Origin of the sequence: Streptomyces sp. NPDC056347 (genome assembly GCF_042262625.1) — a bacterium.
Classification (GTDB): domain Bacteria; phylum Actinomycetota; class Actinomycetes; order Streptomycetales; family Streptomycetaceae; genus Streptomyces.
This window is the reverse complement of sequence record NZ_JBHJQP010000202.1, coordinates 1-14,102: the sequence shown is the minus strand read 5'-3', so window position 1 is coordinate 14,102 and position 14,102 is coordinate 1. Positions and strand designations below refer to the sequence as shown.

General features: G+C 71.3%; 8 protein-coding genes, 1 tRNA gene, 1 other RNA gene and 1 pseudogene. 9 read left to right on the top strand and 2 right to left on the bottom strand.

The genetic code is table 11. The features are described from left to right. Positions 1-318: 318 nt before the first annotated feature. Positions 319-618 carry a hypothetical protein gene (locus ACFCV8_RS31640; protein WP_376688926.1) on the top strand — a complete coding sequence of 100 codons (300 nt, stop codon included), beginning with the start codon at positions 319-321 and terminating at the stop codon, positions 616-618. An 11-nt stretch (positions 619-629) separates the two neighbouring features. Next, entirely contained in the window at positions 630-1,958 is a 1,329-nt protein-coding gene (locus ACFCV8_RS31635) for a PQQ-binding-like beta-propeller repeat protein (RefSeq protein WP_376688925.1), read from the top strand. Between the two features lie 1,260 nt (positions 1,959-3,218). Here ACFCV8_RS31635 and ACFCV8_RS31630 read toward each other — a convergent pair. After that, positions 3,219-3,446, bottom strand: coding sequence for a YozE family protein (locus ACFCV8_RS31630; RefSeq protein ID WP_376688924.1), 228 nt, complete (start codon positions 3,444-3,446; stop codon positions 3,219-3,221). Between the two features lie 272 nt (positions 3,447-3,718). Here ACFCV8_RS31630 and ACFCV8_RS31625 point away from each other — a divergent pair. Continuing rightward, positions 3,719-4,475, top strand: a protein-coding gene (locus ACFCV8_RS31625; RefSeq protein ID WP_376688923.1) for an IS5 family transposase whose coding sequence is annotated in 2 segments (ribosomal slippage) — positions 3,719-4,071 and positions 4,070-4,475 — 759 coding nt in all. Because the reading frame shifts where the segments join, the coding sequence is not laid out codon by codon here. A gap of 605 nt (positions 4,476-5,080) precedes the next feature. Here the strand turns inward: ACFCV8_RS31625 and ACFCV8_RS31620 are convergent. Continuing rightward, positions 5,081-5,168 (bottom strand) — tRNA-Ser (locus ACFCV8_RS31620). A 173-nt stretch (positions 5,169-5,341) separates the two neighbouring features. Between ACFCV8_RS31620 and ffs the strand changes: the two genes are divergently transcribed. The 6 genes and pseudogenes from ffs (at position 5,342) to ACFCV8_RS31590 (ending at position 13,909) form a co-directional block, all read left to right on the top strand. Further along, an RNA gene (ffs, locus tag ACFCV8_RS31615) (signal recognition particle sRNA small type) lies at positions 5,342-5,438 on the top strand. A gap of 56 nt (positions 5,439-5,494) precedes the next feature. Beyond that, positions 5,495-7,327, top strand: a pseudogene (locus ACFCV8_RS31610) (DNA polymerase III subunit gamma and tau); the annotation flags it as partial. A gap of 501 nt (positions 7,328-7,828) precedes the next feature. Beyond that, the gene (gene purD / locus ACFCV8_RS31605) at positions 7,829-9,079 is read left to right on the top strand and encodes a phosphoribosylamine--glycine ligase (RefSeq protein WP_376688922.1); all 1,251 of its coding nucleotides are present in this window, start codon (positions 7,829-7,831) and stop codon (positions 9,077-9,079) included. 291 nt (positions 9,080-9,370) lie between these two features. Continuing rightward, positions 9,371-11,158, top strand: coding sequence for a hypothetical protein (locus ACFCV8_RS31600; RefSeq protein WP_376688921.1), 1,788 nt, complete (start codon positions 9,371-9,373; stop codon positions 11,156-11,158). 242 nt (positions 11,159-11,400) lie between these two features. After that, positions 11,401-12,864 carry a N,N-dimethylformamidase beta subunit family domain-containing protein gene (locus ACFCV8_RS31595; RefSeq protein ID WP_376688920.1) on the top strand — a complete coding sequence of 488 codons (1,464 nt, stop codon included), beginning with the start codon at positions 11,401-11,403 and terminating at the stop codon, positions 12,862-12,864. A gap of 130 nt (positions 12,865-12,994) precedes the next feature. Beyond that, positions 12,995-13,909, top strand: coding sequence for a phosphoribosylaminoimidazolesuccinocarboxamide synthase (locus ACFCV8_RS31590; protein WP_376688919.1), 915 nt, complete (start codon positions 12,995-12,997; stop codon positions 13,907-13,909). The last annotated feature ends 193 nt before the right edge of the window (positions 13,910-14,102 follow it).

The window sequence follows — 14,102 nt, the reverse complement described above, 5'->3', positions numbered from 1 at the left end:
CCCCCACTGCAAGCAGTGGGGGCCTTCGACGTATTGCCCGGTGAGAGCAATGGCGGAGGATACGAGATTCGAACTCGTGAGGGGTTGCCCCCAACACGCTTTCCAAATGTTCGTATGGGGGTCCGGCGGGTGTCGTGGGTGTCCTGACCCGTGGTGGAGCGTTCAGGGTGACCCCGTGGGGGCGGGCCTGGACGGACGCGAATGAGACCAGAACGGCACTACCGGCAGCCCCAACGCTGCCAGTAGTGCCCAATAGAGGGTGTGTGTGCTTTCAACCTCTCGCACCGCCGAACGCGAGGATCAGCGGCTATACCTGGTGTGTACCTCGACAGTCATGTCGATCCTGCGGTCTCTGGCCAACCCAAGCTGGACGAGCGCGAAGTGCAGATAGCGATGCTGGATCGCCGGCCGGACGCTGCCACTGGCCAGCCCGGTCTGCTGTTTATCGCGGACAAGGGGTTCGCCTCCAAGGAGTTCGAAGCCGATCTGGCCTTGCGCGGGGCGCCGTTGTTGCGGCCGTCGTTCAAGCGGGAGAAGCGCCACGAGGGGGCACGCGGCTCGTCCGTCGGCTTTCGGCCAGTGTCCGGGCACCCGCATTCGACCGTGTGCGAGGCGTGACATGCTGCGGTTTGATCATCAGCGGCAGCGTTGCCTCGCTGCGGGTGGAAAGGGAGTTCATGCGCGCGCGGCGGTTCTGTCTTGTTGCACTTCTCGCCATCGGCCTGTCGGCCTGCGGTTCTTCGGCAAACAGGGGTCCGGTAGACGGGGTTCCGTCGGATTCTTCCTCAAAGGGGCCCGCAGAAAAGAGGAGGCCGGAGCGCGTTCCGCACGATCCACCGGAGGCGTTCACAGCCCGGGGAGCGGTGGCCCTGCCGCCGGAGGCGACGGCGGGCCGGACCAATCTGCTGGGCGATGTGCGTGACCTCGCGGTGACCCTGCACCGTACGTCTGCGTATGTGGCCTCCGCCGACCGAATGCAGACCGTGGACCTGACCACCGGGAAGGTGGTGGCGGTGGCGCGCCCGCGCGCGAAGGCCCTGGGCGAGGACGATGATGCGACCGCGCCGCTCGTGTCGGCCGACGGCTCCATGGTCGTGACGCCGTTCGTCACCAGACAGCCGGGCGCTGGAACGCAGTCTCCCTCAACGGAGCTCGAGGTCGTCGCCACCACGCCAGAGACAGGAAAGGCCGCCTGGAGCACATCGCTCAAAATCCCGCGAGCATGGGCACAGCGGGACAGCTCCACGCCCGAAGCTCACGTGGTCGGCTTCGCGGGCGGCAACGTCATCGTGACCGTGTACACCGACTACAACGCGGCGACGGTCGGTATCGACATCGCCACGCACCAGGTGCGGTGGACAGCACAGAACATCCGGACGCGGGCCGTCACAGCCGAGGCCGCGGTAGGCGTCGATATTCTCGGCGGATTCGGCCCCGACCAGCTGGTCGGGGCCGACCCGGCCACCGGCAAGGAGAAATGGCGGACAGAAAAGAACATCGGTGACACCACCGTCGAATCTGCCGGCCCGTCCCTCGTCCGGGTGCAGGGCTACGCCGGCGACGGTGGCACACGTTTCGACCGGCTCTTGAAGCCTGGCACCGGCAAAGTACAGGCGGACGTGCCCGAGGACCTGGATAATTTGAGCTGCCCGTTCGACCAGGCCAAGACTCTTGTCTGCACGTCTCAGGACCGCCTCGTCGCCCTGGACTCCACCAGCGGCAAGGAACTCTGGCGGCTGGAGGACGACCAAGCCGACGGCCGTTTCGCCCCGCATGTCACAGCATCCTGGCACGGCAGGATCTACGCCCGGGCCTCGTCGACCACCGCGGTGGCCCTTGACGCCCGGACCGGCAAGGACAGGCCCGCCGGGCTCGACGTCGCTCCGGTATTGGTAAACGAGTACCAGGGCCTGGTCCTGGTGGACGGTGAGCTCCTCGCCTACCCCACCATGGGCTGAGTACCGCACAACAGGAAGATCACCTCGTGGTCCGGGGAAGGTGGTGAAGGGGCGGATGTCGGTCAATTCGCCCTCCCAACATTGAAGGACGTTTCCTGCCATCGCCCCGCCGTACCCGGAGAGTTTGGACCGACGGGTCCACGTCGAAGCTGGCCATCGCGGCGCCTGTCCTGCCTCCGGGACGCCCACCAGTCAACGAACCGTCACAAACCGAACCAGAGCTCACTACGCTGAAGCTCTGGCATTTGTGGGCGCGGGCGGCCGTCATGCGCTCCATCGCCGCTTTGGGTGGAATAGAAGGAAACATACGAGTGAGAACGTCTACCTGTGAATCCTCACTGCGGTCCATGCCGACGACGGGGCGCGTAGACGAGCGCCGTGCCGGCTGAAGGGGCCTCGCCCCGCGATCCGACGTTGCTCGCGGTCGACTTCCACACTGCCCGCGCCTGGGCGCCACAGCGGCACTGGTGACGTTGGCCAATCTGGCATCTCGGGACGCAGAGTCTGGACAGCCTCCTCCCCCATTCCATGGTTCACACCTCTGCAAGAGCACTCGCACGGCGTCCCCAGCGATGCTCCTGCGCAGCTCATCGAGCCGCAGAACGGCGTGCCGTCCTCGGCAGGATGCTCTCGGCAGAGCCTGGGTGCGCATGAGGTCTGCAGGTACCAGTCGAGGCACGCTATGCCGCCGGTGAGCTCGCGGTCGAGGACAGCGAGCATGACGGGAACCATGTCGTCGAGTGTCGTGAGCGCGCTCCAGTAGGACACGGGTGCGGCGTTCCCGATGATGAAGTCCCGGTATCCAGATCCGAAGGTGCGTGCCGTGGAATGGTCGCTCACGGCGCACATGTCTGTGCTGAGGCCGAGCGGGCGGTAGTTGCCGATCGCCAGGGAGTCGTCGGACAGATGAGCCCACCGACTGCCGACCAGCCTGCACTCGAATGTGCCGCCACGAATCTCCTCCCACTCGCGGATCATGCCGAGAAGGACGGTTCTCGTGTCGCGGCCGTCCGTAAGTCGCCGCTGATTGGTGGGGGCCTTGCCCAGTGCACGAGTGACGGCGTCCTCGACCTGCTGGGCTTGCCCTTTCCGGGACCTGGCTCTGTTGGGAGGCGAGTTCAACTGGCTCCTCTCGGCCTCACGTAGGTTGTCGGATCGCACCGCAGATTTCAGTCGACGTGGTTGTGACCTGGCTGCTCAAGTCGCCGTGCCGTGGACCAGATCACTGTCACCGCGCGGAAGGCTTCAGTCTGCCGAGGCTCACGTTCGGATCGCGTCGTAGTGGCTCCACGCCTTCTCAAGGGCGTCCAGCGCACCTTCACAGGCGTTCATGGAGTCGAGGTACTCGTTATAGAGCTCGAACGTCTCAGGTTCGCCCTCGGGCCATTCGGTGTCGTCCCGTACGTCACGGGCAAGGTCGCCGACGGCCGACCGTTCATCGACATGGCGCATGAGCCAGGCCCGGAAATCGCTCGGCTCGTTGGACATGCGTACTCCCTGGTGCTTCGTGATGCCGGCCCTTGAACGGCATCCCCTGCTCAACGCCTATCACGCACCGTCGCGTTCAGTGCAGTAACTTAAATATCGACTGAAATCTTCCGTGTGCGATCGAGTTCTTCCGCGCGGTCCGACATGGGCAGTGGCGCTGCTTTACAAGTAGACGGGCGTAGCGGCTGGGGGCCAGCCACTTACTGATCATTTCAGAATGAGATCGGTTTGTTTGCTTAGCAGTTGAGTGTTGTGTCGGCAGGATCTGCTGGGTGTCTGCTGATCTTGTGCCTGATGACCTGTGGCAACGCATAGCCCCGTTGCTTCCTCCTCGTCCACCTCGGCGGCATCGGCATCCCGGGCGGTTGCCGGTGGATGACCGTGCTGCTTTGCGGGGCATCGTTTATGTGCTGTGCAAGGGCGTGAGCTGGGCGGATGTGCCTGCGGGGAGGACCGGTTGCAGCGGGGTGACTGCTTGGCGGCGGTTGAGGGACTGGACCGAGGCCGGTGTCTGGCCTCGTCTGCACGAGGTGCTTCTGGCGGAGTTGCGGGCGGCCGGTCTGCTGAACATGGATGACGCGGCAGTGGACGGCTCGCATGTCAGGGCTCTCAAAGGGGGCTCACACCGGACCTTCGCCGGTCGACCGGGCCCGGCCCGGCAGCAAGCACCACCTGATCGTCGACCGGCACGGAACCCCGCTCGCTGTCTCTCTGACCGGCGGGAACCGCCACGACGTCACCCAGCTCATGCCACTGCTGGACGCCATTCCGCGCATCCGCGGCCTCCGAGGGCGGCCCCGCCACCGGCCCCGGCGACTCTTCGCCGACCGCGGCTACGACTTCGACAAGTACCGCCGCCTTGTCCGAGCTCGCGGGATCACACCGAAGATCGCCCGTCGCGGCACCCCGCACGGCTCCGACCTGGGCAAGACACGCTGGGTCGTCGAGCGGACCTTCGCCTGGTTGCACCAGTTCAAACGCCTGCGGATCCGCTACGAGATACGCGCCGAGTGTGGTGGAGCACTGTGACGGAAAGACCAGCGAACGCTTCTTCCCGCCCAGCTCCTGGGCCAGTCCCAAGAACCCTCGACCGATCCCGAGGCCGGGTGAGGCGCCGTAGTGCTTTGCCTCAATCGCGGCGACGAGCCCCCTGCTCCGGGGTAGACCATGGCCCGGCGGCTCCGCTCGGCCTCCTGGTGATCCAGGATGGCGGCATCGCACTCATGCACCACCTTCGACGTGGTGGCTGCCATGGACACGCCCAGGTGGATCTCCAGTCTCTTCTGTGTCAGCGACGCCCGGCCCATCCGCGATCTTGGGCAGCCCGCCCGCGGCTTCACCCTCCCTGGGATGCCGGTGCAACGGTCCCGGAACTCAATGCTCATCACGGCCATCGAGCGAGCGGTTGCCTCCGCCGCGCTGGGCTGCCCGCCGCGGGAGCTCGGGCCGTGCACCGAGTGCGGCCAGCTGATGCACAGGTACGGCGGGGCGCCGCCATGTTCTGCGGTGTGTGCCGTGCCGTTCTCAACGGCCGGTAGGCCCGACACCGCGCCGCAGGGAAACTGAGACCACGCACGAAGAAGGGCCCCGCAGCAAGCTGCGGGGCCCTTCGACGTATTGCCCGGTGAGAGCAATGGCGGAGGATACGAGATTCGAACTCGTGAGGGGTTGCCCCCAACACGCTTTCCAAGCGTGCGCCCTAGGCCACTAGGCGAATCCTCCGCCGCAAACAATACAAGACGTTGAGGAGTGCTCGCGAACCTGTTGGCCCCAAGATCGCTTCGAGACCGTTTCGAGATCTCTCCGGGGGTGTCCCGGGGGTATCCCCGGGGCTTCGGACGGGGGCGGGAGGAGGGGAGGTGGACCGGTAGGGGTGGGGATCCGCTAAGGTGGGCGTCAGCCCCTCACGTGGCGCTATCTGACTGAACTCCCCCAGGGCCGGAAGGCAGCAAGGGTAGGTCGGCTCTGGCGGGTGCGTGGGGGGCCCTTGCGTTTCCGGGCGGTGGTTCCGGGGCCGGTTGTCGGTCGGCCCGGATAACCTCGTAGGTGTGTCGTCCCTTGCGCTGTACCGCCGCTACCGCCCCGAGTCCTTCGCCGAGGTCATCGGGCAGGAGCATGTCACCGACCCGCTGCAGCAGGCCCTGCGGAACAACCGGGTCAATCACGCGTACCTGTTCAGCGGTCCGCGCGGGTGCGGCAAGACGACCAGTGCGCGCATCCTGGCCCGCTGCCTGAACTGCGAGCAGGGGCCGACGCCCACGCCGTGCGGGGAGTGCCAGTCCTGCCGGGACCTCGCGCGCAACGGACCGGGTTCGATCGACGTCATCGAGATCGACGCCGCGTCGCACGGTGGCGTGGACGACGCCCGTGACCTGCGGGAGAAGGCGTTCTTCGGCCCCGCGTCGAGCCGCTACAAGATCTACATCATCGACGAGGCGCACATGGTCACCTCGGCGGGGTTCAACGCCCTGCTGAAGGTGGTCGAGGAGCCGCCGGAGCATCTCAAGTTCATCTTCGCCACGACCGAGCCCGAGAAGGTCATCGGCACCATCCGGTCTCGTACGCACCACTACCCCTTCCGGCTCGTGCCGCCGGGGACGCTGCGGGACTACCTCGCGGAGGTCTGCGGCAGGGAGGGCATCCCGGTCGAGGACGGTGTGCTCCCGCTCGTCGTGCGGGCCGGGGCCGGCTCCGTGCGTGACTCGATGTCGGTGATGGACCAGCTGCTGGCCGGCGCCGCCGACGACGGCGTGACGTACGCCATGGCGACCGCGCTGCTCGGGTACACGGACGGCTCGCTGCTCGACTCGGTCGTGGACGCCTTCGCGTCGGGCGACGGGGCGGCGGCGTTCGAGGTGGTGGACCGGGTGGTCGAGGGCGGCAACGACCCGCGCCGGTTCGTCGCCGACCTCCTGGAGCGGCTGCGCGACCTGGTGATCCTGGCCGCCGTGCCGGACGCCGGGGAGAAGGGGCTGATCGACGCCCCCGTCGATGTCGTCGAGCGGATGCAGGCCCAGGCGTCCGTCTTCGGCGCCGCCGAGCTGAGCCGTGCCGCCGACCTGGTCAACGCCGGGCTCACGGAGATGCGCGGGGCGACCTCGCCGCGCCTCCAGGTGGAGCTGATCTGCGCCCGGGTGCTGCTGCCCGCCGCCTTCGACGACGAGCGCTCGCTCCAGGCCCGGCTCGACCGGCTGGAGCGGGGCGCCTCCTTCGCGACCACGGGCCCGGGGCCCGCGATGGGGTACGTCCCCGGCCCGGAGGCCCTGGCCCACGCGCCCGTACCCGCCGCGCCGCCCGGTGGCGGACCCGCCGCCGCCCGCGCGGCCGTACGGGGCGAGGCACCCGCCCCGGTGCAGGCGCCGCCGCCCGCCCCGGAGGCTCCGCCCTCCTACGAGACCCCGGCGGCCCCGCCCGCGTCTGCGCCCGCGCCCGCCGCCCCGGCCCCCGCTCCCGCGGGCGGTCAGCGGCCCGGGGCCTGGCCCGCGGCGGCCGCGCCGGAGTCGGGCCGCCGTCCCGGCGGCTGGCCGACGGCCTCCGCCCCGGGCCGGTCGCAGCCCCCGCAGGCCGCCCCCGCACCCGCCCCGTCCGCACCGCCCGCCCAGGCCGCCCCGCAGGCGCCCGCCGCCGATCCGGGCGCGGGCATGGCCCAGGGCGCCGCCCAGGTGCGGAACATGTGGCCGGACGTCCTGGAGGCGGTGAAGAACCGCCGCCGGTTCACCTGGATCCTGCTCAGCCAGAACGCCCAGGTCACCGGCTTCGACGGCAGCACCCTGCAGATCGGCTTCCTCAACGCCGGAGCCCGCGACACCTTCGCGAGCAGCGGCAGCGAGGACGTGCTCCGCCAGGCACTCGCCGAGCGCTTCAACGCGCAGTGGAAGATCGAGACCGTCATCGACCCGTCGGGCTCTGCCGGGGCACCCCCGCAGGGCGGTGGCGGACGCTCCTACTCCGCCGCGCCTCAGTACCAGCCCCCCGCCCCGCAGCAGGGTCACGAGCCCCGCCCGGCCGCTCCTCCGCAGCAGGAGCAGGGCTCCCGGCAGCCGCCGCCCGGGCCGCAGCAGCAGTCCCGGCCGGGCGGGGCGTCCGCCCCGGAGCCCGCGTCCCCGTCGTACACCGCACCCCCGCGCGCGGTCGCTCCCGAGGACGACATCCCCGAGGCCGACGACCCGGATCTCGTCGACTCGGCGCTCTCCGGGCACGAGCTGATCGTCCGCGAGCTGGGCGCCACGGTCGTCGAGGAGTTCACCAACGAGTAGCGGTCCGTGGCCCGCGCCGGCCGGACCCCCGGCCCAGGTCGCGCGGCGGCCGCGGCCCCGCCCCCGTACCGTCCACGGACCGGCGCCCGTCAAGGGCGCCGCGCCCCGGCGGCTAGGCTGCACCCCGTGAAGGTCCTCGTCATCGGCGGCGGCGCCCGCGAACACGCCCTGTGCCGCTCTCTCTCCCTCGACCCCGACGTCACCGCTCTGTACTGCGCTCCCGGCAACGCCGGCATCGCGGAGGTGGCCGAACTGCACCCGGTCGACGCACTCGACGGCGACGCCGTCGCGCGCCTCGCCATCGACCTGGGCGCCGCACTGGTGGTCGTCGGCCCGGAGGCGCCGCTCGTCGCCGGGGTCGCCGACGCCGTGCGCGCCGCGGGCATCGCCTGCTTCGGCCCCTCCCGCGAGGCGGCCCGGCTGGAGGGTTCCAAGGCGTTCGCCAAGGACGTGATGGCCGGGGCGGGCGTCCCGACCGCCCGCAGCTACGTCTGCGCCACCCCGGCCGAGATCGACGCCGCCCTCGACGCCTTCGGCGCCCCGTACGTGGTGAAGGACGACGGTCTCGCCGCGGGCAAGGGCGTCGTCGTCACCGACGACGTCGAGGCGGCCCGCGAGCACGCCCTGGCCTGCGAGCGCGTGGTCATCGAGGAGTTCCTCGACGGGCCCGAGGTCAGCCTCTTCGCGATCACGGACGGCACCACCGTGCTGCCGCTCCAGCCCGCCCAGGACTTCAAGCGCGCCCTGGACGACGACCAGGGCCCGAACACCGGCGGCATGGGCGCCTACTCCCCGCTCCCGTGGGCCGGCCCCGAGCTGGTCGACGAGGTCACGCGGTCGGTGCTCCAGCCGACCGTCGACGAGCTCCGCCGCCGCGGCACCCCGTTCTCCGGGCTGCTGTACGCGGGCCTCGCGATCACTTCGCGCGGCGTCCGGGTGATCGAGTTCAACGCCCGCTTCGGTGACCCCGAGACCCAGGTGGTCCTGGCCCGTCTGAAGACCCCGCTGGCCGGTGTCCTGCTCGGCGCCGCCGAGGGCACGCTCGACGAGCTGCCCCCGCTCAAGTGGCGCGACGAGGCCGCCGTCACCGTGGTCATCGCCTCGCACAACTACCCCGGAACGCCGCGCACGGGCGACCCGATCGAGGGGCTCGACGACGTGGCGGAGCAGGACGCCCCGCACGCGTACGTCCTGCACGCCGGCACGAAGAGGGACGGCGACGCGATCGTCAGCGCGGGCGGCCGGGTGCTGTCCGTGACGGCGACCGGCAAGGACCTCGCGGCCGCGCGGGAACGCGCGTACACCGCCGCGGCCCGGATCCGGCTCGACGGCTCCCAGCTCCGTACGGACATCGCCCGCAAGGCCGCGGAGGGCTGATCCCGGGACCGGAGCACGCCCCGGCGGCCCCGCCCGCCTCGCGGAACCACAGAACCGCGGAACGCGTCGACGCGCCGTTGCCCCAAGGGCGGCGGCGCGTCAGCAGCTTTAGCCAAAGCCATTCCATCGAGTGACGGCTGAGCCATCCGGATGACGCCCGCCGAGGCCCCAACTAGGGTGCGGCGCAAGCATTCCGGCACTTGGCCCACTGGCATTGCGATGTCGGTGACGGGTGCCACAGTGGGGGAGTGAACTACACCGCCGCGGGGGCAGAGGGGGTGACATCCGGCCGTGTCCGGTACCGGTGCAAGTGAGGAGCTGGGCGCGCTGAGTGCGCGCGCCCGGGCCCATGCCCTGCTGCGCATCCGCGGCAGGGCGACGGCCGTCGCGATCCTGCCCGCGGCGGTGGCCGTGGTGCTGCTCGTGGCGGGCGCCCAGGGGTTCGCCGTGGGCAGTGGCTGGGACACGACGCGCTGGGCCGTCGCGGTCTGCGCGCTCGTCGTGCTCGCGCTGGCCGCCGCCGTCGCGGTCGCGGTCGTCCGGGCGAGGCCGGCGGTCAGCCCGACCGTCCCGCTCGCCGAGCGGGACGCCCCCGATCTCTACCGCCTGGTCGAGGACCTCGCGGACCGACTCGGGGTCCCCGCCCCCTCGGCGATAGCCCTGACACCCGACTGCGACAGCTGGCTGGAGGACCGCACGCACCCCGCGGCGCAGCCCCTGGCCGCCCCCGGGCCGGGCCCGCGGTTCGCCGTGTCCCGGGCCCGCCGCCGGGAGCGGACCGCCCCGGTGCTGGTCATCGGGTCGCCGTTCCTGTGGTGGATGCGGGTCGGGGAGCTACGGGCGGTGCTCGCCCCGGTCGTCGCGGGAACGGGCCCGTCCGCCCATCCCGACATAGCGGCCGCCCGCCGTTTCGTCCGGGGACTCGACGGAGCGGTCGCCGACGCCGACGCTCCCCTGTCCGGTCCGCTGGCGGGCCTGCGCAGAGTGCCGCGCGCCTTCGTCGGCCGGACCGCCCGGCTGCTGCTGCGCAGCTGTCGCGGTCACGTCACGGAGATGGAGCGGGGCGTCGCCGCCGCCGCGTCGATCCGTGCACAGGGTGTGGACTACGGCCTGCGGATCGTCGCCCAGGAGCAGGTCGGCCTCGCCTACGCGGGCTGGGACCGGCTGCTCACCCGGGTCGCCCTGCCCGCCTGGCGGATGGGCCGCTGGCCGAGCCGGCTGGACGCGGGGGTGGTGGCCGCGCTGACCGAGCTGTCCCGGCGCGACCGGCTCGCCGACGGGTTCTCCTCCCGGCTCGGCGAGCGCCCCGCCTGCGATCTGCTGGAGGAGCCGGGCGCGGCCGACGAGGCGGCGTCGCTGCTGGCGGCCCGGCTGTTCCACGGCGGTCCGGCCCACCCCGGACCAGACTGGTCACCGGTCGACTGGCAGGAGTACCCGGACGAAGTCGTCGACCGGAAGTGGCGCACCGAGGCCGCCCGGCTGCACCGGGTCCTCGACGCGATGGCGGCCCCGCCCGGCCTGCTCACCGCCCCCGCCGCACCCGTCATGCCCGTCACGCCCGCCGGTCCCGCTCCGGGAGCCGTCCCCGCTGCCCCCGCCGTGCCCGCGACGCCCCGCACGGCGGCGTCCGCGGACCGCTCCGTGGACGCCGGGCTGCCCACCCTGGCCCGCGTCGTCGAACACCTGGCGGGCCGCCCCGAGGCCGGTGAGGAGCTCGCCGCCGGGATCGGCGCCGCGGTCGCCCGCGAGGAGCAGGACCGGCGCCTGCGGACCGCCGGGGCCCTCGACAAGTGCGGGCCCGATGCCCTCCCCCTCTTCCCGCTCCAGCCGCCCCGTACGGGCCCGGAGCTGCTCGCCGACCACGTCACGGCGATGGTCTGCTGCGCGGCGGTGGACACGGCGGGCGCAGCGCCCGGCCTCGACTGGCTCGACGGCCCCGCGCTGCTGGTCGACGGCGCGCGCCGGGCGGATCTGGGCGTCCCCGTGCTCAGCCTGGTCGAGGACGGGGACGCGGAGCCGCTGCGTTCCTGGCTGGACGAGGTCGGCGTACGCACCGACAAACCCGTACGCCTCGTCTGACCCATCCGTCCCGGTTTTCACACCCAACACCCGGAATTACAGGCTCCGTTCCCGTCAATTCGCGACGAACGGTGACGGACCGCATGCGTTATGTGATGTGCTGGGGATCGACGCTGACAGTCGGCGCACCACTGTTGGCGCACCGATGACGCATGACCACCGGCGATCGCCCATCGGCCGTCGCCTCGACCGCTCATCGGCCGTCGGCTGTTGTCCCGGGGGACTCGAGGGAGGGAATCGGTATGGGGGCGGAGCACATTCGGCGGTGGGAGTCGGGTGCCCTCGCGCACGCCGTCTCCGACCCCTTCGGCCAGGGCCCCCTGCCCTGGCTCCGCGGCAGTGAGAACTACTTCGACGACACCGGGCACGTCGTCCCCTGGTACGCCGATCCGGCGCTGGGGCGCTGTTCCACCGACGGCGGCACCCGCACCGCCGACGACGTGCACCGCCAGATCAAGGGCTTCATCTCCAACGGCGCCGCGGCCCCCGGCGAGGCGATCGACTTCCACGTCACGGTGGACCCGCCCCAGCAGTTCTCCGTGGACATCTACCGCATCGGGCACTACGGGGGCGACGGCGCCCGCCAGATCACCACGAGCCCCCGGCTCTCCGGCATCGTCCAGCCCGCGCCGCTCACCGCCGACCGCACCGTCTCCTGCCATCACTGGTGGCAGTCCTGGCGGCTCCAGATCCCGAGCTACTGGTCGATCGGCGCGTACGTCGCCGTGCTCACCACGGCGGACGGCTACCGCTCCCACATCCCGTTCACGGTCCGCGACGACCACCCGGCCGACCTGCTGCTGGTCCTGCCGGACATCACCTGGCAGGCGTACAACCTCTATCCGGAGGACGGGCACATCGGTGCCAGCCTCTACCACGCCTGGGACGAGGCGGGCGGCCTCCTCGGCGAGGAGGACGCCGCGATCACCGTCTCCTTCGACCGCCCGTACGCCGGTGCCGGTCTGCCGCTCCACGTCGGCCACGCCTACGACTTCATCCGCTGGGCCGAGCGGTACGGCTACGACCTCGCGTACGCCGACACCCGCGATCTGCACGCCGGGCGCGTCGACCCGGCCCGCTACCGCGGCCTGGTCTTCCCCGGCCACGACGAGTACTGGTCGGTCCCCATGCGCCGTACCGCCGAGCGCGCCCGCGACGGCGGCACCTCGCTGGTCTTCCTCTCCGCCAACACCATGTACTGGCAGGTCAGCCTCTCCCCCTCACCGTCCGGCGTGCCCGACCGCCTGCTCACCTGCCGCAAACGGCGCGGCCCCGGGAAGCCCGCGCTCTGGCGCGAGATCGACCGCCCGGAGCAGCAGCTGATGGGCATCCAGTACGCGGGCCGGGTTCCCGATCCGCACCCCCTGGTCGTGCGGAACGCCGAGCACTGGCTCTGGGAGGCGACCGGCGCCGGCGAGGGCGACGAGCTCGACGGGCTGGTCGCGGGCGAGGCCGACCGCTACTTCCCGCGCACCCTGCTCCCCGAGCACGAGAGCCGCATCCTGCTCGCCCACTCCCCGTACGTGGACAGCGAGGGCGCCCGTCGCCACCAGGAGACCTCCCTGTACCGGGCGCCGTCCGGGGCGCTCGTCTTCGCCTCGGGCACCTTCGCCTGGTCCCCGGCGCTGGACCGCCCCGGCCATGTGGACCCCCGCATCCAGCGGGCCACCGCCAACCTCCTCGACCGCATCTGCAAGCGCGACTAGACCGTGCCGCGACCCGGTCGCAGCCCGTCCGTGGCCCCGTCGCCCCCGCGAGCCGAGCCCCCGCGCCGCGCCGCCGCGCCCGATACGGGAGAATCGGAACGACTCCTGGATCAACCTACGCGGAGGCAGCGTGTCCGGATTTGTAGAAAAGCCCGAGCCGGTGCAGGTGCCGGGGCTCACCCACCTGCACACGGGCAAGGTGCGCGACCTGTACCGGAACGCGGCGGGCGATCTCGTCATGGTCGCCAGCGACCGCATGTCCGCGTACGACTGGGTCCTGCCCACCGAGATCCCGGACAAGGGCCGTGTGCTCACCCGGCTCTCGCTGTGGTGGTTCGACCAGCTCGCCGATCTCGTCCCGAACCACGTGCTGTCCACGGAGCTTCCCGACGGGGCCCCCGCGGACTGGGCGGGCCGCACCCTCGTCTGCAAGTCGCTGCGGATGGTCCCGGTCGAGTGCGTCGCCCGCGGCTATCTCACCGGCTCCGGGCTCGCCGAGTACCGGGAGTCCCGCACGGTCTGCGGTCTCGCGCTGCCCGAGGGCCTCGTCGACGGCTCCGAACTGCCGGAGCCGATCTTCACCCCCGCCACCAAGGCAGCCGTGGGCGATCACGACGAGAACGTGAGCTTCGAGGAGGTGGCCCGCCAGGTCGGCGAGGACACCGCCGGCCTGCTGCGCCGCACCACGCTCGACGTGTACGGCAGGGCCCGCGACATCGCCCGCGAGCGCGGCATCGTCCTGGCCGACACGAAGTTCGAGTTCGGCTTCGCCCCCACGGCCGACGGCGGCGAGGAACTGATCATCGGGGACGAGGTGCTGACCCCGGACTCCTCGCGCTTCTGGCCCGCGGCCACCTGGGAGCCGGGCCGGGCCCAGCCCAGCTACGACAAGCAGTTCGTACGCGACTGGCTGACCTCCCCGGCCTCCGGCTGGGACCGGAAGAGCGAGCAGCCGCCCCCGGCCCTGCCCCAGGAGATCGTGGACGCGACCCGGGCGAAGTACCTGGAGGCGTACGAACTCCTCACCGGCACGCCCTGGCAGTAGCCCCGCCCGGCGGGTGTTCCCCCGAACCCGAGAACCTGGAACCCGAATCCGGGAAGCCGGGCCGCAGGACATGGAACACCCGCCGCGGAGCATCGCCGGAACACGGAGACCGAACACGGAGTCTAGGCGCGAGGACGGGGCGCGGAGTCCGGACACGGAGACCGTGAGCACGAAGAAGCCCCCGGCCGAAGGC